The sequence below is a fragment of the Actinoplanes lobatus genome, assembly GCF_014205215.1.
Taxonomy (GTDB): Bacteria; Actinomycetota; Actinomycetes; order Mycobacteriales; family Micromonosporaceae; genus Actinoplanes; species Actinoplanes lobatus.
Window position 1 is genome coordinate 8,050,025 of record NZ_JACHNC010000001.1, and the last position, 19,166, is coordinate 8,069,190.

At 70.9% G+C, this 19,166-nt stretch carries 17 protein-coding genes; 10 read left to right on the top strand and 7 right to left on the bottom strand.

The window, feature by feature from the left end:
* Positions 1 to 24: 24 nt before the first annotated feature.
* The 6 genes from BJ964_RS37020 (at position 25) to BJ964_RS37045 (ending at position 7,355) form a co-directional block, all read left to right on the top strand.
* Positions 25 to 873 carry a DUF6807 domain-containing protein gene (locus BJ964_RS37020; RefSeq protein WP_188125000.1) on the top strand — a complete coding sequence of 283 codons (849 nt, stop codon included), beginning with the start codon at positions 25 to 27 and terminating at the stop codon, positions 871 to 873.
* Positions 870 to 2,354, top strand: coding sequence for a glycoside hydrolase family 43 protein (locus tag BJ964_RS37025; RefSeq protein WP_188125001.1), 1,485 nt, complete (start codon positions 870 to 872; stop codon positions 2,352 to 2,354). The genes BJ964_RS37020 and BJ964_RS37025 overlap by 4 nt, the downstream gene beginning before the upstream one ends.
* A complete protein-coding gene (locus BJ964_RS37030; protein ID WP_188125002.1) occupies positions 2,351 to 4,468 on the top strand; it encodes a pectinesterase family protein in 2,118 nt (705 codons plus the stop codon). The genes BJ964_RS37025 and BJ964_RS37030 overlap by 4 nt, the downstream gene beginning before the upstream one ends.
* An 8-nt stretch (positions 4,469 to 4,476) precedes the next feature.
* The gene (locus BJ964_RS37035; RefSeq protein WP_203832420.1) at positions 4,477 to 5,367 is read left to right on the top strand and encodes a DUF6807 domain-containing protein; all 891 of its coding nucleotides are present in this window, start codon (positions 4,477 to 4,479) and stop codon (positions 5,365 to 5,367) included.
* Positions 5,364 to 6,602 carry an ROK family transcriptional regulator gene (locus tag BJ964_RS37040; protein WP_188125003.1) on the top strand — a complete coding sequence of 413 codons (1,239 nt, stop codon included), beginning with the start codon at positions 5,364 to 5,366 and terminating at the stop codon, positions 6,600 to 6,602. Before BJ964_RS37035 ends, BJ964_RS37040 begins: the two co-directional genes overlap by 4 nt.
* 141 nt (positions 6,603 to 6,743) lie before the next feature.
* Positions 6,744 to 7,355, top strand: a complete 612-nt coding sequence (locus BJ964_RS37045; protein ID WP_188125004.1) for a hypothetical protein — start codon at positions 6,744 to 6,746, stop codon at positions 7,353 to 7,355.
* On the opposite strand, the gene sigJ is transcribed toward BJ964_RS37045, so the two are convergent.
* The gene (gene sigJ, locus BJ964_RS37050) at positions 7,332 to 8,201 is read right to left on the bottom strand and encodes an RNA polymerase sigma factor SigJ (protein ID WP_229806663.1); all 870 of its coding nucleotides are present in this window, start codon (positions 8,199 to 8,201) and stop codon (positions 7,332 to 7,334) included. The genes BJ964_RS37045 and sigJ overlap by 24 nt on opposite strands.
* A 96-nt stretch (positions 8,202 to 8,297) precedes the next feature.
* Between sigJ and BJ964_RS37055 the strand changes: the two genes are divergently transcribed.
* A complete protein-coding gene (locus BJ964_RS37055; RefSeq protein WP_188125005.1) occupies positions 8,298 to 9,413 on the top strand; it encodes an amidohydrolase family protein in 1,116 nt (371 codons plus the stop codon).
* A gap of 29 nt (positions 9,414 to 9,442) precedes the next feature.
* Here the strand turns inward: BJ964_RS37055 and BJ964_RS37060 are convergent, their stop codons facing one another.
* Positions 9,443 to 10,627: a threonine synthase gene (locus BJ964_RS37060; protein WP_188125006.1), complete on the bottom strand. Its 1,185-nt coding sequence runs from the start codon at positions 10,625 to 10,627 to the stop codon at positions 9,443 to 9,445.
* A complete protein-coding gene (locus BJ964_RS37065; RefSeq protein ID WP_188125007.1) occupies positions 10,614 to 12,050 on the bottom strand; it encodes an MFS transporter in 1,437 nt (478 codons plus the stop codon). Before BJ964_RS37065 ends, BJ964_RS37060 begins: the two co-directional genes overlap by 14 nt.
* A 76-nt stretch (positions 12,051 to 12,126) precedes the next feature.
* Between BJ964_RS37065 and BJ964_RS37070 the strand changes: the two genes are divergently transcribed.
* Positions 12,127 to 12,795 (top strand): TetR/AcrR family transcriptional regulator, encoded by a 669-nt coding sequence (locus BJ964_RS37070; RefSeq protein ID WP_188125008.1) that lies wholly within the window; start codon positions 12,127 to 12,129, stop codon positions 12,793 to 12,795.
* On the opposite strand, the gene BJ964_RS37075 is transcribed toward BJ964_RS37070, so the two are convergent.
* The 3 genes from BJ964_RS37075 to BJ964_RS37085 form a co-directional block, all read right to left on the bottom strand.
* Positions 12,777 to 13,013 carry a hypothetical protein gene (locus BJ964_RS37075; protein WP_188125009.1) on the bottom strand — a complete coding sequence of 79 codons (237 nt, stop codon included), beginning with the start codon at positions 13,011 to 13,013 and terminating at the stop codon, positions 12,777 to 12,779. The two genes, BJ964_RS37070 and BJ964_RS37075, sit on opposite strands and share 19 nt — an antisense overlap.
* A 65-nt stretch (positions 13,014 to 13,078) precedes the next feature.
* The gene (locus BJ964_RS37080; RefSeq protein WP_188125010.1) at positions 13,079 to 13,270 is read right to left on the bottom strand and encodes a helix-turn-helix transcriptional regulator; all 192 of its coding nucleotides are present in this window, start codon (positions 13,268 to 13,270) and stop codon (positions 13,079 to 13,081) included.
* 190 nt (positions 13,271 to 13,460) lie between these two features.
* Complete coding sequence (locus BJ964_RS37085; protein WP_188125011.1) at positions 13,461 to 13,904, bottom strand: MarR family winged helix-turn-helix transcriptional regulator; 444 nt, start codon at positions 13,902 to 13,904, stop codon at positions 13,461 to 13,463.
* 31 nt (positions 13,905 to 13,935) lie between these two features.
* Between BJ964_RS37085 and BJ964_RS37090 the strand changes: the two genes are divergently transcribed.
* Complete coding sequence (locus tag BJ964_RS37090; RefSeq protein WP_188125012.1) at positions 13,936 to 14,970, top strand: GNAT family N-acetyltransferase; 1,035 nt, start codon at positions 13,936 to 13,938, stop codon at positions 14,968 to 14,970.
* A 130-nt stretch (positions 14,971 to 15,100) separates the two neighbouring features.
* On the opposite strand, the gene BJ964_RS37095 is transcribed toward BJ964_RS37090, so the two are convergent.
* Positions 15,101 to 17,356 carry an Orn/Lys/Arg family decarboxylase gene (locus tag BJ964_RS37095; protein ID WP_203832422.1) on the bottom strand — a complete coding sequence of 752 codons (2,256 nt, stop codon included), beginning with the start codon at positions 17,354 to 17,356 and terminating at the stop codon, positions 15,101 to 15,103.
* 193 nt (positions 17,357 to 17,549) lie between these two features.
* On the opposite strand from BJ964_RS37095, the gene BJ964_RS37100 reads away from it, so the two are divergent.
* The gene (locus tag BJ964_RS37100) at positions 17,550 to 18,836 is read left to right on the top strand and encodes an APC family permease (protein ID WP_188125013.1); all 1,287 of its coding nucleotides are present in this window, start codon (positions 17,550 to 17,552) and stop codon (positions 18,834 to 18,836) included.
* Positions 18,837 to 19,166: the final 330 nt, after the last annotated feature.

The following is a 19,166-nucleotide window of genomic DNA, read 5'->3' on the forward strand; positions in this document are numbered from 1 at the left end:
ACCGGCGTGGATAGCTTGCCGGGCATGCCGAAGGCTCAGGCACATGAACTCCGCTGCGCCGGCCGGGTCGTCGCCCGCTACGTCTGGGATCCGCGACTGCCCGCGACCGTCTCCCCCAGGCCCTACCTGCACCCGGTCACCACGCTCGGCGGCACCACGGTCACCGGGTTCATGCCCGACGATCACGTCCACCATCTGGGCGCCAGCATCGCCTTGCCGATCGTCAACGACGTCAACTTCTGGGGCGGCAGTACATATGTAAGCGGTCATGGATCAATACGTCTGGACAACCACGGCCGACAGGACCACCACCGCTGGCTGCACCGGGACGACGACCGCGCCGAACACGAGCTGCACTGGACCGGCCGTGACGGCGTCACCCTGGCCCACGAGCGCCGTGTCCTGACCGTCCGGCAGCTCACCCACGACGCCTGGATGCTGCGTGTCACCTTCACTCTGACCAGCGCGGACGGCACCGCACTGGAGATCGACAGCCCGGCCGCCCGGGGCCGGGAAGGCGCCGGGTACGGCGGATTCTTCTGGCGTGCGCCAGCCGGCCTCGACCGGGTGCACGCCTACGGCCGCGACACCAACGGCGACGTGCACGGCAGCCGCGACCCCTGGGTGGTCCTCAGCGGCCACCACCGCGGGGGCACACCGTGGACGCTGATCTTCCTGGCCGACGAGAAGGACCCCTGGTTCGTGCGGTCCGCCGACTACGCCGGCGTGTGCTCGGCGATCGCCTGGAAACGGCTCACCGTCGCGCCCGGCGGCACCCTCACCCGCGGCCTGTCCGTGGTGATCGCCGACGGCCCACCCAGCAGCGCCATCACCGGCACCGCGATGGCGGCCATCCGCGAGGAGCCGGCATGACAGACCGATTTCACAACCCGATCCTGTACGCCGACTGGCCCGACCCCGACGTCGTCCGCCGTGGCGACGACTTCTACCTGGTCGCGTCCAGCTTCAACCGGGTTCCCGGACTGCCGTTGTTGCACTCCACCAACCTCGTGGACTGGCGGATCATCGGGCACGCCCTGACCCGGCTCGTTCCCGACGAGCACTACCGCGTGCCCCGGCCGGGTTGCGGGGTCTGGGCGCCGTCGCTGCGTCTGCACGATGGCCGGTTCTGGATCTGCTACCCGGATCCGGACTTCGGCATCTACGTGACCACCGCCGAGGACCCGGCCGGCGAGTGGAGTCCACCTCGTCTCGTCTTGACCGGACAAGGGTTGATCGACCCGTGCCCGCTGTGGGACGACGACGGCAGCGCCTACCTGGTGCACGGCTGGGCGAAGAGCCGGTGCGGGTTCAACAACCGGCTCACCGCCTACCGGATGGCCCCGGATCTCAGCCGGCCCCTCGGCGGCGGGGCGCTGATCGTCGACGGGGACGCCATTTCAGGCTGCCGCACCCTCGAGGGTCCCAAGTGGTACCGCCGCGACGGCTGGTACTGGATCTTCGCGCCCGGCGGCGGGGTGACGAACGGCTGGCAGTACGTGATGCGCTCCCGTCACGTGTTCGGCCCCTACGAGTCGCGGATCGCGCTCTCCCAGGGCGGCAGCGACGTCAACGGGCCGCATCAGGGCGCCTGGGTCTCCACGCCCGGCGGCGAGGACTGGTTCGTGCATTTCCAGGACCGGGAAGCGTACGGGCGGATCACCCACCTACAGCCGATGACCTGGGTGGACGGCTGGCCGGTCATCGGCGACCACGGCACACCGGTACGCGCGCACCGCACCCCGGACGGCCTGCCCCGGGTGCCGGTCGCACCGGCGACCAGCGACACCTTCCCACGCGGACGGCCCGGTCCGCAGTGGAGCTGGTCGGCCAACCCGTCGCCGGGGTGGATCGTCGATCACCCTGGTGACGGGTTGCGCCTCGCCTGCGTTCCGGGTGGTGACGACCTGCGTACCGCCCCGAACCTGCTGGGCCAGCCGCTGACCGGGCCGCACCTGCGCGCCGAGACGATGCTGCGGCTCAGTGGGGCCGACTCCGCGCGGGGCGGAATCACGGTGCTGGGGCGCACGTACGCCTGGATCGGCTTGGAAAGGACGCCCGGCGGAACCCGGCTGACCTGCCGGATCGCCGACGCCGAAGGCGAGGCGGAGAAAGACGCGGCGGCGCCCGTCGCGGTCCCGGACGAGGCCGGGGTGCGCCTCGCCGTGACCGTGACCGATGGAGTGGTGACCGGGTTCGCCGCCGAGTACGGCGGTGAACGGTGGGAGTGCGGCCTACCGTTCACCGCCACCCCGGGTGGCTGGATCGGCGCGACCGTCGCCCTTTTCGCCACCGGCCCGGACGGTCATGCCGACTTCGCCCACTTCCACGCCACCACCTCGGAGCAGAAATGATCACCGCCGTAGTCCTCGCCGCGGTGGCGGCCATCGTCCCGGTAAGCGCAGCCGACGTTTTCGCCGCCGGCGCCATCGACGGCAGCGCGGTCAGCACAGCCACCACGGCCGACACGGCCGGAGGGAACAACTCGGCCAGCGCGGCCAACGCGGCCGGAGGGAACAACTCGGCCAGCACGGCCAACACGGCCAACGGGGTCCAGGGGTTGACCGGAGCTGGCACGGATGACGGCCTTGCCGCGGGCGCCGTCGGCGGTGGCCTAGTCGGTCCGGCCGAAGGCTTCGTCGTGGGTGCCGCCAACGGTGGCGTGGCTGACGGGTTTGCCGCTGGGACCACCGGGGGCAGCGCGGGCGTCACGGTTCGCGCCACCACGTTCGAGCAGCTCCGGGCGTTCGCCTCGGCGGCGGATCCGCTTGTTGTCCAGGTCGTGGGCAGCATCCGGGTCGATCCGTTCGGGGACATGATCCCGGTCGCCTCGGACAAGACGATCGTCGGTGCCGGAGCGGGTGCGGAGATCGTCGGCGGTGGTCTGTTCCTCAACGGCAGCCACAACGTGATCATTCGGAACCTGACGATTCGCGACTCCTACATCCCCGGCGATTTCGACGGCAAGAGTCCCGCCAACGACAACGACGGCATCCGGCTCGACACCGCCGATCATGTCTGGATCGATCACACCAGGATCGAACGTGTCGGCGACGGCGGCATCGACATCCGCAAGGACAGCGATCACGTCACCCTGTCCTGGAACGTCGTCAGCGACATCAACAAGGCACTCGGCGTCGGGTGGACGCCGAACGTATTGACTAGGTTGACTGCACATCACAACTGGATCCGCAATACCGTTCAACGCAACTGGAGTATCGACAACACGGCGGCCGCGCATCTCTACAACAACTATCTGGAGAACGTGACCCAGTACGGCACGATGAGCCGCAACAACGCCCGCGTGCTCGTTGAGGACAGCGTGTTCGAGCAGGTCAATGACCCGCTGGTCGTCCATGGCGCCGCGGCGGGGCTCGTGCAGAGACGGAACATCCTCACCGGTACGACCGGACGCGCCGACCATGCCGGCGAGGCGTTCGAGGTGCCCTACGGCTACTCCCCCGACCTCGCCCGACGGGTCAAGGACCTGGTCACCCGGTATGCCGGGCCGCAGTCGACGGCCCGGCCCACACCGTCGACGATCACGGTGGCGCTGGACGGCAGCGGCGACTACGCCAGTCTGCTGGCGGCGCTCGGCGCCACCCGGGACGCCCGTGGACCGGTCACCATCCGGGTGGCGCCGGGCTACTACCGGGAGCAGGTGCGAGTCTGGCCCAGCCAGTCGAACGTCACCATCGCCGGGCCCGCCGACGCGGTCATCGCCTACGACCTGGACTCGGGTGGACAGAAGTTCTACGGCGGGCCGCTCGGGGACGACGCGGCCACGTTCACGCTGCTCGGCGAGGGCACGACGGTTCGAGGGCTGACCGTCACCGGCACCGCGGCGCCCGCTGTCCGGTCCGCCGGCGATCGCACGGTTCTCGCCGGCACCCGGCTGACCGGGTTCCTGGCCGGGCACGGGCGCAGCTACCTGCGGGACTGCACGGTCGCCGGCGGCGGGGATCTGATCACCGGGACGGCCGTGGCGGTTCTCGACCGGTGCACCCTCGAACCGGCCACCGGCGCGAGCGTCACCGCGGTAGCCACGCCCGCGCTTCAGCCGTACGGAATCCTGGTCTTGAAATCGATCGTCGGCTGCGCCGCGGAAACCGCAACCGATCGTCTGAGCCAGACCGGGCAAGCGCTCCACCAATCCGGCGCCAGCGCCTCCGCGGAAACCGCAACCGGCCTCCTCAGCCGGACCGGGCAAGCGCTCCACGAATCCGGCATCGGCAGCGCCGCGGATGCGGAAACGGGAACCGTTCTCCTGGGCCGGAGCGGGCAGGTGGTGGTTCGCGAATCCGTGCTCGGCCCGCGGGTCGCCGCCGCGCCGTGGCTTCCCGGTAGCGGGCGGTTCGGCGAGTACGCCAACACCGGGCCCGGCAGCGGCCGTCCGGAGATGACCCGTGAACAGGCACGGCGGTACACGATCGGCGCGTACCTCGGCGGCTGGCGTCCCCGAACCTGATCCGGCTCATGACTATCCTGCTGGGGAATCGACCGACCAGCCCGGAGGCAGCCGTGACCGGTGACGCCCCTGCGACCCTGCGTCTCGCCGACCAGGTCGTCGCCGAGTACACGTGGCGTCCTGATCTGCCCGTGGCCCTGTCGCCCCGGCCCTACCTGCATCCGGTCCGTACGCTTGGCGGGATCTGTGTCACCGAGCTGATGCCCGCCTCGCACCGCCACCATCTCGGTGTCAGCGTCGCCGTCGCCGAGGTGGACGGCGCCAACTTCTGGGGCGGGCGCACCTTCATACCCGGGCACGGTCCCGCCTGGCTCGACAACCAGGGAACCCAGGCGCACGCCCGCTGGCTGCGGCGCACCCCCGCGCAGATCGGCCACGCCCTGCGCTGGACCGGCATCGACGGCGCCCTGCTGCTGACCGAACGGCGGGAGATCACCGCCCGGCGGCTCGCCGACGACGCATGGGTGCTCGACTTCGGGTTCACGCTCTCCAACGCCGCCGACCGGGACGTGCCGGTGCTCAGTCCCGCGGTGCACGGGCGGCCGGGCGCGGGTTACGGCGGTTTCTTCTGGCGGGCGCCCGCCCCTGACTCACCGGTCCGGATCGACGCGGAGAGCGGTTCCGGACTGGAGGCGGTGCACGGGCGTACTTCTCGATGGTTGTCGGTGCGCGGTGGCGCGTGGACGCTCGTCTTCATCGGCGGGACCGAGCGGACCCGTTCCGACCGGTGGTTCGTGCGCACCCGCGACTATCTCGGCATCGGGTCGGCGCTGTCGTGGGACGAGCCGCTCGTACTGGGCCCCGGATCGGCCCTTACCCGCCGGATAGTCACGGTGATCGCCGACGGCGCGCTCCCGCCGGAGCGGGCCGCCGCCTACGCCGACGAACTGGCATCATGACCCGCCCGGTGCACCGGGTCGCGCCCGCCACCGACACGCCCGTCCGGCAGGACAGCCTTCGCGCCCACAACCTCATCCTCACGTTCCGGCAGATCGTCGGCGCGCCTGTCCCGATCTCGCGGATCGAGCTGGCGACGGCCACCGGACTGACCCGCCCGACCATCTCCCGCATCGTCGACGAGCTGCTCACGGCAGGTCTGGTCGTGGAGGCGGAGCCGGCGCGGTCCGGCAACAGCGGCCGTCCCCGGGTGGGTTTGAGCCTGGCACGGACCGGACCGGCCGGGCTGGGCCTCGACATCCGGGCGGACAGCCTCTCGGTCTGCGTCGTCGACCTCACCGGGACGGTTCGGCACCTCGACTTCGCCCCGCACCGCCAGGCGCGCGGCCGGGACCTGGATCCGGAGGACACGCTGCGGAGCCTGGCCGCCATGGCCGGGAAGGCGATCCACGCGGCGATGGCCGAGAACCTGACCGTCGTGGGCGCCACCCTCGCCGTACCGGGGCCGGTCGACGACGGCATGGTCCGCTTCGCGCCCACGCTGGGCTGGCGGGATGTCGACGCGGGCGGGATCCTGTCCACCCTGATCGGCACCGACGATCTGCCGGTCGGCGTCGACAACGACGCCGGCCTGGCCGCGCTCGGCGAGCTCTACGCGGGCGGCCCCGAACTGCGCGACTTCGTCTGTGTGAGCGGCGAATTCGACATCGGCGCCGGCCTGGTCCTCGGCGGGGTCCCGCTGCGCGGCTCCCGCGGCTGGGGAGGCGAACTCGGCCACGTCATGGTCGACAGCGCCGGCCCGGCGTGCGCGTGCGGCGCCACCGGCTGCCTGCAGTGCTACGCCGGCCTGCAACGCATCATCGACGCCGCCCCGGATCTGCCATCGTCGCCGCAGCAGCCGGCCGTCGCCATCGACACGCTCGTCTCGAACGGTTCCCCGGAGATCCTGGCCGCCCTGAACCGGGCCGCCTCCGCCCTGGGCATCGCCGTGTCCGCCCTGGTCAACCTGGTCAACGTGGACACCGTGCTGCTGGGCGGCAGCTACTCCCTCCTGACCTCGTGGCTGACCGACGGCATCGACCGCGAACTCCGCAGCCGAGTCCTGACGACCCGCTGGTCCCCCATCGAGGTCCGCCCCTCCCTGCTGGGCCCGGACGCCGCGGTGATCGGCGCGGCCTTACAGGCCATCGACCAGGTGCGGCGAGACCCCAATCCCTGGCTCGCCCGCCGCGGTTGACCTTTTTCCGGTACGGGTGAGCCCGCGCTTCCTCCCCAAGTTCCTCAGACACCGCGGCCGACATGCTGAACGGACCGCACACGACGGCCCGGGTGGCCGCCCCGTGGTCCGGTGCCCGTACCGGTTCCATAGAATTCGATCATGGGGACGGACATCATGGGCACGGTGGAGGTTCGCAATCCCTTTCATGATCCGAAGTGGTCCTGGTCCGAACCGTGGACGCCGTGCATGAATGTCAGCCTGCTTGTTCGATGGCCTCTGTATTGTGCCTACGGCTGCCTCTTCGGCGTTCGCAACTATCAGGACTGGAAACCGATCGCCCCGCAGCGGGGCCTGCCGGAAGACGTGTCCCAGCAGGTCCGTAACGACTTTGACGAAGCCGCCGCAATAGACGGCGCGGTCGGCGGCGAGACGTGGGTCGGATGGGATGAGCTGAAGGATCTCGACATGTCGGTCACCGCTCCGGTGAGTGGTGTCCTCATCCAAACCTGGAGCGATGGCTGCGGGACCGAGTGGACCGTGCACGACACGTGGCCGGAGAAGGTGGGCCGGTCACCACTCGGCCCTTCCCCGGTCGGCGCGCCCTTCGGGAAGTGGCAGGTCGGCGAGGTCACCTACGAGTTCAAGAAGCTGGACCGGCGGCACGTGCTCGGCCCAGGGACCGGGTGGGACAAGGCGTTCGACGTGCTGCGGGCGCTGGCCGCCATCCACGGCGACGACGGCGTACGTCTAGTGGTCGGGTTTGTTGGATAGTCGCACTCCGCTCATTTTGTCCGGGTTGGTGATCGAGTAGACGCCGTTCACGGCCGGGCCGTCGAACGTGAGCACCAGGACGGCCACCGGCGCCTCGCCGTCGAAGACGACGATTGCGGGGTCGCCGCCGACGATCCGGTAGCCGACGTCGAAGCCCGCGATGCCGGCCGCGACCGAGGCCAGGACACGGGCCACCGCGTCCCGGCCGTGGATTGGGCCCGGACTGGTGGCGGGACCCTTGCCGCCGCCGTCGGTCCACAGCGTCACATCCGGTGCGAGCACCCGCAGCAGCTCCTCGACGTCACCGCCGAGAGCCGCCTCCAGGAAGCGCTCGGTGACCGCCTGCCGGGTGCGCGGGTCGGGCCGGTAGCGGGGCCGCCGAGCGTGCACGTGTGACCGGGCGCGGTGGGCGACCTGCCGGACCGCGTCGGGGGCGCGGCCGACCATGTCGGCGATCTCCGTCAACGGGTACGCGAACACCTCGTGCAGCACGAACACGGCCCGCTCCAGTGGGCTGAGCGTCTCCAGGACGACGAGCAGCGCCATCGAGGCGGTGTCGCGCCGCTCGGCCGGGTCGCTGGTGACCGGGGTGACGAGTGGCTCGGGCAGCCACTGCCCCACATATGTCTCCCGCCGCCGCCCGATCTCCGCACGCCGTGCGAGGGCCTGGTTGACCGCGATCCGCACGAGGTAGGCGCGTGGGTTGTCGACCTCGCGCTCGCGGGCGGTCCAGGCGAGCCAGGTCTCCTGGAGCACGTCCTCGGTGTCGGCGACGCTGCCGAGCATGTCGTAGGCGATCGAGAACAGCAGCTCCCGATGATCGACGAAGTCCTGTGTCGCGGTCACGCCACATGAGATGACGTCAGGCTCCGGCAACGTGACGGGATGTGACCCACCTCTCCGCCCGTCACGTTCCGGGCCGGGACGCCCCTCTGGGATGGCATGACTCGCACCTTGATTCGTGACGTCCGTGTCTTCGACGGTGAGCGGACCGTCCCCCGCGCCGACATCCTCATCGACGGCGCCCGCATCATGGCGCCCGACGGCCGTCCGGTTGACACGGTGGTGGACGGCTCCGGCCGCACACTGCTGCCGGGCCTGATCGACGCGCACACCCACGTGGTCGACGGCAGCCTCGCCGCCGCCCTGGCCCACGGGGTCACCACCGAGCTGGACATGTTCTGCATGCCCGGCAATCTGGCCCGCCAGCGGCGTCTCGCCGCCGTCCGCGACGACGTCGCCGATCTGCGCAGCGCCGGGATGCTGGCGACAGCGCCGGGCGGTCACCCGACCCAGCTGCTGACGGACGCCGGGGCACTGGGCGACGCGGCCGGGGCGATCGACGCGGTGACCGGCCCGGCGGATGCGAAACGGTTCGCAGCGGACCGGGTGGCGGAGGGCGCCGACTATCTGAAGATCGTGGTGGACGACGGGACGCTGCACGGCGAGGGCTTCCCCACGCTCGCCCCGGCGACGGTGGCGGCACTGGTGGAGGCCGCCCACGCGCACGGTCTCCGGGCGATCGCGCACGCCGTGACCGCACGGGAGGTCGCCATCGCCCTCGACGCGGGTGTCGACGGGCTGGCCCATGTGCCCGCCGATCTGGCGGCCGGTCCGGAGCTGTCCGCGCTGGCCGCCCGGATCGCCGCCGCGGGCGTGTTCGTGGTGACGACGCTGGTCTACTTCGAGGCGATCACCGCACCGGCCGCGGCGGCCGACCATGCGAAACCTTCGGCTGCCGGCCACGCGGCACGGGCCCTGCACGAGGCGGGCGTGGTGCTCCTCGCGGGCACGGATGCCAATCCGTATGTTCCGGAGCACGGCATCGCGATGCACCGCGAGCTGCTGCTCCTGACCGGGGCAGGCATGCCCCCGGAGGCGGCCCTGGCTGCCGCTACGAGCATCCCGGCCCGGGTCTTCGGGCTCACCGACCGCGGGCGCATCGCTCCTGGCTTCCGTGCCGACCTGCTGCTCGTCGACGACGACCCGATCAGCGACATCAGCGCCACGAAAGCGATCGCGGCGGTCTGGCGGGGAGGCGTCCGCCTACCGGCCTGACCGGCTTCACGCCCTCCACCAAGGATCGTTCAGGCCTCGATGCCGGCCGCCTTCAGAATTCGGCTCACGTCAGACCAATCGCCGCTCACGGCCGGGAGCGGCGCCGGGAATCCGATCGGGTCCTTGAAGCCGCTGGAGGTGGAGACACAGACGACCGGCCCGTCGAGCGGGCCGCCGCTGCGCAATCCGGCCAGCCCGGCCGCGCCGGACAGCTCCACCCAGAGGCCGGAGCGGCCGAGTTCGGCCTGGGCGGTTCGCAACTGATCGTCGTCGACGGCGACGGCCCGCCCACCGCTGGAACGCACGGCGAGCACCCCGCGATAGCCGCTGACCTGCGACACGATCGAGTAGGCCGCAGTGGGCCCGATGTCGACCCGGGCGGCCGGCGCCCCGGAGCGGAGGGCTTCGACGAGCGGCGCCGCGGCGGCGGGTTCGCAGGCGATCATGCGTGGCACCCGGTCGGCGAGCCCGAGTCGTTCGAGTTCGGCGAAGCCTTTCCACACGCCGTAGAGCAGTTCGCCGTACCCGGTGGGAAGGAAGACGGCCGTGGGCGTGCCGATCTCCAGATGGATCTCGTAGGCGATGGGCTTGTAGCCCTCGGGCCCGAAGGGGTGCCCGGTGTGGGTGACGGTGGTGCTGCTGACCGGGTGCAGGCCGCCCCGCTCGGCGATCCGCCGCATCACCGGCCACCGCCGCTCCCACGGCACCGGCAGCACCACCGCACCGTAGGCCCGCAGGAAGGCCGTCACCTGCGGCGCCGGATCGGGGCCGGTGATCACCACGCAGGGCAGGCCGTTGCGGGCCGCGTAGGCGGCGGCCGAAGCCCCGTGGTTACCGGAGGAGGCGACCACGACGCCGGGCGCGCCGACGCCGACGGCCGCGCTGACCGTGCAGCGGTTGAGCCGGTCCTTGTGGCTCCACGTCGGATTGCGGGACTCGTCCTTGATGTAGACGCCCGGCTCCAGTTCGACCAGCGGCGTTCCGCCCTCGCCCAGCCCGAGAGCCGCGAGCGGTGGCAGGAGCGCCGGAAAGCGGTCGGCGGTGAGCCGGCCGGCCGGCATCCGGTCGTAGTCGTAGTCGACGTCGACCGGATAGGCGGTCTCGGTGCTGCTCGTCTCGGGGCACCCGCTGGTCAGTGGCGGCCAGAGCGGATATCCGATGCGGGTGTCCCCGAGCGAGCGCTGTCCGGTCGCGAGCGATTCAACGGCTCCCATGGTCAGCAAGGCTATGCGCCGCGCTGCGCCGGGCGGCCCATCCGGCGAGGATTACGCAGACGGCGGTGAGGACCAGGGTGGCGGTGGTGACGGCGTTCTCGAAACCGTGGGCGGCCGTGGCGTCCAGGTCGGCGAGTGAACCGGACAGTGCCGAGGCGACGATGGTGCCGGTGACGGCAAGCCCGATGCTGCTGAAGACCTCCTGTCCGGTGTCGTTCAGGGCGGCGCCGGTGGAGGTCTGGTCCGCGGGGAGGCCGCGCATCACGGTGACGGTGGCGATGACCATGACGACGCGCATGCCGGCCGCGGTGAGGACGAGGGCGGCGGCGATCGCGAGGTATCCGTACCGGCCGAGGAGCCCGTAGAGCAGCAGACCGGCGACGACGGCCGCGGCGCCGACGATCCCGGCGCGGTGGGCGCCCGCCTTCTTGACGAAGCCCTCGACCAGCGGCCCGACCGCGATCATGGTGATGACCTGCGGAAGGTTGCCGAGGGCGGCCTGGGCCGGGGACCAGCCCCAGACGAGTTGCAGCTGGAGCGAGACGCTGTAGGCGAGGACCGCCATGCCGAGCCCGAGCGCCGCCTGGTAGGCCAGTCCGGCGCCGACGAGGGGCCGCTTGAGCAGGGCGAAGTCGATGATCGGGTGGGCGGTGCGGCGTGCCCGGACGACGAATCCCACGCCGGCGGCGACGGCGCCGAGCAGCCACGGCACGGCGGCGAGGAGCCCGTCCTCGACGGCCAGGCTCGCGGTCCAGAGGGCCAGGATGATCGTGGCGGTGCCGAGCAGGGCGCCGGGCAGGTCGAGCGGCGTGCGGTTGCGGTGGGCGGGGTCGTCGGCGGGGATGCCGAACCGGATGCAGAGGGTGGCGAGCACCACGACGGGCACGTTGAGCACGAGCAGGGTCTGCCAGGGCAGGACCTGGATGATCAGGCCACCGACGGTCGGACCGACGGCCAGCCCGACGAGGCCGACCGTGGAGATGAAGCCGGTGGCGCGCATCAGCAGGTTCTCGGCGTCGAAGAGGCGGAAGCAGAGGGCCATGGTTCCGGGTGCGGTCATGGCGGCGGCCACACCGATGGCGGCGCGGACCGCGATCAGCCCGGCCGGTGTGCGGACCGCGAGGACGGCGAGGCTGGCCAGGGCGAACAGGGTCAGGCCGATCAGCATCACGCGGCGTGTTCCGTACCGGTCGGCGATGGCGCCGAAGGCGATCATCAGGCCGCCGAAGAGCAGCGAATACCCCGAGGTGACCCATTGCAGGTCGGAGGCGGTGGCGTGCAGCTCCCGGGCGATGGTGGGCAGGGCGACGTTGAGGACCGAGTTGTCGAGCATCTCCACCAGGAAGACGACCGACAACCCGAGGATGGCGGGCCACACGGCCCGCAGCGAGGTCGCACGCGCCTCGAGGACTTCGGTGCTCACAGGGCACCCCCTTCTCTGGAATGGCGTTCCATAACCAAGGATGGAACGCCATTCCAATCTGTGTCAAGATGGGGATATGTCACCGGCCCGTCGCACCGAGAGCCTCTCCCGCGAGGTCGTCGTCACCGCCGCCATCGAGCTGCTCGACGAGCACGGTGAGCGCGGGTTCACCTTCAAACTGCTGACCGAGCGGCTGCGCACCGGCGCGGGAGCGATCTACTGGCACGTGGCCAACAAGGAGGAGCTGGTGCGCCTCTGCGCCGACCGGATCCTCGGCGACGCCCTGGCCGCCGCCGGCCCGGAGCAGGATCTGCGCTCCCTCGCGCTGGCCGTCTACGACGCCCTCGACCGGCACTCCTGGGCCGCACGCCACGTCATCGTGCTGCCCAGCCTGCCCAGCGCGCTGCACCTGCTGGACCGCATCGGCACCCTGCTGACCGGCACTCCCCTGCCCGCCGAGCGCCGCTTCCTGGTCGCCACCGCGATCTTCAACTACGTGGTCAGCGTCACGGCCCAGGACGTGGTCCGGGTCGCGACGGTCGACACCTCCGCCGGCCGCGACGCCCTGCTCGCCGAGTACGCGAAGAGCTGGGAGTCACTCGACGCCCAGACCTTCCCGTTCCTCACCGGCGCGGCCGCCGACCTCCGCGAGCACGACGACCGCGACCAGTTCGTCGCCGGCCTCGACCTGCTCCTCGACGGCCTTCGCCACCAGAGCGGCGGAGGTCAGCCCGTACAAGGCTGACAGCGCCCGGCCGCGAACCACAGGAGGATGCCGATGCCCGGCGCCAGGGCGACCAGCAGGATCCAGCGGGTGAGTGATCGTCTACTCAACCCCGCCCGGACGATGCTGACGATCGTGGCGACGAACAGAGCCACCCAGCCGGCGAGCAGGACGGTCCAGAAGGCGATGCCGCCGAGGGTCGCGCCAAGGTCGGCCGCGGCGATCGGATGGAAGTTCATTGGCTGCCCTGTTCGTGAAGCAGCCACCCACGGACGGCCCGGTCCAGGATGCCAGGGCAACGCCGTCAGGGACGGCCCCGGGCCAGGCACCAGGCCTCGACCTCATCGGCCAGCCACACCCGTCCCTGGGCGAGCTGGGCGACCGGGCGCGGGAAATCGGCGCGGTTGGTGAGCTGGTAGACGCGCTGCCGGCTGATCCCGCCCAGCCGAACACGAACTTCCTGGTGACCGACCAGGTTCGGGAAAGGGAAATCCACACCGCCCAGCCTAGGCGCACGACAACCTGTCTAGTGCCTATGTCACTCGATCGGGTGAGTCGAGGGCGACGCGGTGGAGCCGTCCCCGGCCAGGCACCCATCGCACCTTCGCCACCGCGGCCGGCCCGGTCGGCAGTGGACGGCATCCCGGAGGAGTACCTGCGGAGTTGCTCCGGCATCGGGCCGAACGTCAGGGCGACTGACCCAGCCGCTCGGCGATCCGCTCGACGGCGAGGAGGTCCTCCGGGGTGAGCCGGTCGATGAAGTGGTGCCGCACCGAGGCGACGTGGATCGGTGCGGCGTCGGCGAGCGCCTCCAGCCCGTACGCGGTGAGCACGAGCAGGCAGCCCCTGCCGTCGGCCGGGTCGGGTTCGCGCCGCAGCAGCCCGCGTGTCTCCATCCGGCTGGCGTGCCGTGACAGGCGGCTGCGTGACCAGCCCATCTTGTCGGCCTGCCGGCCCAGGGTGCTGGTGTGACCGGGCTGCTCCGACAGGGTGCTGAGGACCTCGTAGTCGGGTTCGGAGAGTTCGATCGAGGCCAGGTCACGGGCCGTGCCGGTCTGCACGGCGACCATCACCCGCAGGAACGCCCGCCAGGCCCGCTCCTCGTCCGGGCTCAGCCATTTCGTTGACATGTAATCAACCTAGCATCTAACCTTCGTTTCCATGTCAACGAAACCGATCCGTGTCCTGGTGCTGACGTGCAGCACCCGCCCCGGCGCCCTCGGCCCGGACGTGAGCCGGTGGCTGACCGAGACGATCGCCCCGCGCGCCGCCGAGCTCGGCGCCGAACTCGTGCCGGTGGCCCTCGACGAGCTGAACCTGCCGTTCCTCGACGAGGAGGAGCCGGGTGTCCACCGGCACGAGCACACCCGCCGGTGGAGCGCGATCGTCGACGCGGCGGACGGCATCATCGCGATCACCCCGGAGTACAACTACGGCATGCCGGCGACCTTCAAGAACGCGCTGGACTATCTCAGCCGCGAGTGGGCGTGGAAGCCGATCGGTTTCGTCAGCTACGGCCACACGTCGGCGGGCACCCGCTCGGTGCAGCACGCCAAGCAGGTCGTCACCACGCTGCGCCTGGTCCCCCTGGGCGCCACGGTCGCGATCCGCATAGGCGACGGCCTGCGCCCCGACCCCGCCCACGACACGGCCGGCATCGCCCTGCTGGACGAACTGGTCCGTCTGGCCCACGCGCTGCGCCCGATGCGGGAACGCTCCGCGGCCGCTCCCGGGCCGCTCCCGGGATCCTATGCACGGCCGCTGACCTCGGACGACGCCTCCGAGGTCGCGGTGTTGCAGCGCTGCTGCTGGGTGGACGAGGCACTCGCCAACGACAGCCTGGCGATCCCGGCCCTGCACGAGTCGCTCGAGGACGTCCGCGAGTGGCTGTCGACCTGGCACACCACCGGCATCTGGCGCGACGGCCGCCTGCTGGGCATGGTGCGCGCCCGCCGCACCGGCACCGACTGGCACATCGGCCGGCTCGCCGTCGTCCCCGACCTCCGCGGCCAGGGCGTCGGCCGCTGGCTGCTGCGCGCCGCGGAAGCAGCCGCCGACCCCGCCTGCCACCGCGCCGAGCTCTTCACCGGCGCGAAAAGCCTGCACAACATCGCCCTCTACCACAGCGAGGGCTACCGGACGATGCCACCCGCCGGCCCCGACGGCACCACCACGCTGGCCAAACCCCTCCGCTGAAGCCGAGGTCCGTGCTTCGCTTCCGGCTTCCCTTCTCCGGTACGGCTACGCGTTCCGCCCGGGGCAGGCAGCGATCCAGCTGCCGGCTCGCGCCTTTGCCGCACGCGCCGGGCTGAGCTCGGTGGTCCAGCTATTCGCGGAGGCAGGCGACGGTGCGGTTCTCGTCGTCGCCGTCGACGCCGTGGGTGATGCCGGTGAAGCCGGGCCATCGCCGGGCCAGGATCTGCTCGTGGCGCAGGAACCGGACGATCGTCGCGCTGATGCGCTCGCCGGGGACCAGCAGCGGGATTCCCGGCGGGTAGGGCGTGAGCAGCACCGCGGTGGTGCGGCCGGCGAGTTCCGCCACCGGGACGTGTTCGACCTGCCCGGCCGCCATGGCGGTCCACGCCGTGGTGGGCAGGGTCACCTGTTCGACCGGTTCGGTGTAGATCGCGGTGGACAGTTCGGCCAGGTCGGCGTCGTGGTAAGTGGTGTGCAGGGCCTCGCAGATGTCCCGGAGACCGCGTCCCACGTATCCCGGGAAGGCGGCGGCGAAGGCCGGCATCAGCCGTTCGATCTTCGCGTTCCCGGCATAGGCGCTCTTGAATCGGTGCAGTTCCGCGATCAGCGAGTTCCAGCGGCCCTTGGTGATGCCGATGGTGAACAGGACGAACAGCGAGTACAGGCCGGTCTTCTCCACCACCACCCCGTGTTCGGCGAGATAGCGCGCCAGCACCACGCCGGGGATGCTCGGTGCGCCCGGTGGGCTGAATTCGCCGTGCACGGTGAGGCCGGGCGTGGTGAGCGTGACCTTGATCGGGTCGAGCATGGCGAATCCGTCGTCGACCCGGTCGAATCCGTGCCAGGCGGCGCCGGCCGTCAGTTCCCATTCGGATCGTTCCGGCAGTCCGGTACGGGGTGGGGTGTCCGGACCCCAGACGCCGAACCACCAGTCCGGCGATTCCGCGCCGATCCGGATGACGGTGCGGCGGAACTCCATCGCCTCGGTGATCGTCTCCTCGACGAGTGCGGGACCGCGCTTTCCGGCCATCATCTCGGCGGACACGTCACAGCTGGCGATGATGGCGTACTGCGGGCTCGTGGACGTGTGCATCCGGTACGCCTGGGCGAAGACCCGATCGTCGAAACGGCCGTCGGCGCTGTCCTGCACGAGGATCTGCGACGCCTGGGAAAGGCCCGCGAGCAGTTTGTGGGTGGACTGGGTTGCATACACCACGGTCGATGCGGTGCGGGTGCGGTCGTTGGCGACGCCGTGCATGCCCTCGTACAGGTCGTGGAAGCTGGCGTGCGGCAGCCAGGCCTCGTCGAAATGGATCGCGTCGACGACGCCGTCGAGGATCTCCCGGATCTCGTCCGCCCGGTAGATGATGCCGTCATAGGTGGACTGGGTGAGAGTCAGCAGACGGATCCGCCGGTTCTTGTCGGCGATCAGCGGGCTCGCCTCGATCTTCTCCCGCAACGCCTCGGCGGTGAATTCCCGGCGCGGAATCGGCCCGATCACGCCGGCCCGGTTCCGCGTCGGCATCAGATAGATCGGTACGGCGCCGGTGAGCACGATGGCGTGCAGCACCGACTTGTGGCAGTTGCGGTCCACCGCGACGATGTCCCCCGGCCCGACCAGCGAGTTCCACACGATCTTGTTCGAGGTGGAGGTGCCGTTGGTGACGAAGAACAGGTGGTCGGCGCGGAACGTCTTGGCGGCCAGGCGTTCACTGTCGGCGATCGGGCCGGTGTGGTCGAGCAGCTGCCCGAGTTCCTCGACCGCGTTGCAGACGTCGGCGCGCAGCAGGTTCTCGCCGAAGAAGTCGTGGAAGAGCGTACCGATCGGGCTCTTCAGGAAACCGGTGCCACCGGAGTGGCCGGGGCAGTGCCAGGAGTAGGCGCCGTCGTTGGCGTACCGCATCAGCGCCGCGAAGAAGGGTGGCGCCAGCTGGCCGAGGTAGTGGCTCACCTCCCGCTGGATCTTGCGGGCCAGGAAGTCGGGGGTGTCCTCGTAGGCGTTGACGACACCGTCGATGCGCGACAGCACCGACTGCGGAATCCTCCGGGCCGTCAGCTGCTCACCGAACAGCAGGATCGGCACCCGGTCGTTGTGCCCCCGGATGGCGTGCACGAACTCGGCCGCCGTGCGGATGGCGGCGGCGTCGGCGGGTTCCTCGGGCCCGTCCTGGGAGCGGCCCACGGTCAGGTGCAGCCCGTAGAGGACGGCCGAACTGGACCGGGCCACGTGCGCCAGCATGCCCGGCCGCTCGGTGTACCGCCCCTCGTCGCCGAGGCGCCGCAGCTCCAGCCCGGTGCGGATCAGCGCGGCCTCCAGCAGTTCCAGCTGCCGCCGCGCCCCGGCGGGCCCGTCCACGGGCGTGACGATCGTGACCGGGAACGGCAAGGCGAACGTCCTCTCGGCGGCAGGTGCATCGCCGTGACGGTAGCCAGGACGGCCCCGCTCCGGCCCGGAAACCGGTTACCGGTCCCCGGGCCGGGTGACATCACTCATCCGCGGATGAGGAGGGAAGCCACCGCCGATTCATGAAGACTCGTTGACGCGGATCCCGCGCCTGACGAGGTGAGAGTGGGCGGCGATGACATCGACGGAGACCAGATATCTGACGGTACGGCAGGCGGCGTTCATCGGTGTCGGCGCGATGGTCGGCGCCGGGATCTTCGCGCTTCTGGGCGCGGCCGGTACGGTGGCGGGCGCCGCCGTCTGGCTGTCGTTCCTCATCGCGGGCGTGATCGCGGCGTTGCAGGGCTACTCCTTCGCGAAGCTGGGCGCCCGCTATCCGTCCGCCGGCGGCCTGCTGGAGTACGTGACCAAGGGCTTCGGCACCGGGCACGTCACCGGGGTCACCGCCTGGCTCACGTACGCGGCGAACGCCATCGTCACCGCGATGGTGGCCGTCTCGTTCGGCAGCTACGCCAGCGCGATGTTCACGAACGACGATCCCGTCTGGGCGAAGGTGTTCGCCCTCCTGATCATCGTCGTGATGACCGTGGTGAACATCGCCGGATCGGCGCTGGTCGCCCGTGCCCAGACCGTCATCGTCTACCTGGTCCTGGGCATCCTGGTGGTGTTCGCCGTGGTCACGCTCGCCAACATGGACCCGTCGCTGCTCGCGTTCTCCGGCTACCCGTCGTTGCAGGACATCATCTCCAGCGTCGCGCTCACCTTCTTCGCGTTCCTCGGCTTCGGCATCATCACCTTCACCGCGAAGGACCTGAGGCGACCCGAACGAGAGCTGCCCCGGGCGATGTTCCTCGCCCTGGCCATCGCGACCGTCATCTACGTCGCCATCGCGCTGGGTGTCTTCGGCACGCTGACCGTCGACGAGGTGATCGCCTCGGGCGACACGGCGCTGGCCGTCGCCGCGCAGCCGTCACTCGGCGACACCGGCTACTGGATGATGGCGATCACGGCCCTGTTCGCCACGGCCGGCGCCACGAACGCCGGTCTGTACCCGGCTACCGGGCTCTCCGACCGGCTCGCCGAGACCGGGCAGTTCCCGGGGCTGATGGCCCGGCGCATCGGTGGCCGCGCCCCGGTCGGGCTGCTCATCCAGGCGGGGGCGTGCCTGCTGCTGGCCGCCTTCTTCGCGCTGGACGCGATCGCCTCGATCGGCAGCGCGGTCGCTCTGCTCATCTTCACGTTCATCACCGCGGCGCACTTCCGGGTCCGGCGGGAGACCGGGGCCAGCACCGCCGTTCTCACGCTGGCGATCGGTTCCGCGGCCGTGGTGCTGCTGACCTTCACCTTCACCACACTCATCCACGAACCGGCCTCGCTGATCACGCTGGCCGGGGTCCTGGTGCTGAGCATCGCCCTGGAAGTGGGCTGGCGGCGCACGGCGGCGGGCCGGGCCGCGAGGTAGCCGCGTTGCGAAACGGTTCGACGTCGGTCGGGCTTCAGCGCGGGTGGGTGCACACGGTCGGGCTGCCGAAGCCGTGGTGGCCGCACACGCAAGTCGCCGCGTACGCGGCCACCACCGCTATAGGACAAGCAGGCGACCACGACATCGCCAGCGTGTGCGCCCACCCCGCCCATCGCCGTGACGGCCGCCCACCCGGCGGCTTTCGCGCCCGCTCACTCCGAGAACCCGGCCGGCCGGAACTCCGTGTGAGCGACGGACGGGGGTATCCAACCGATCTACGCCCGGCGGGGGCGGCAAAGGCGGGAGCGGGCAGCGAGATCGCGCCGACCA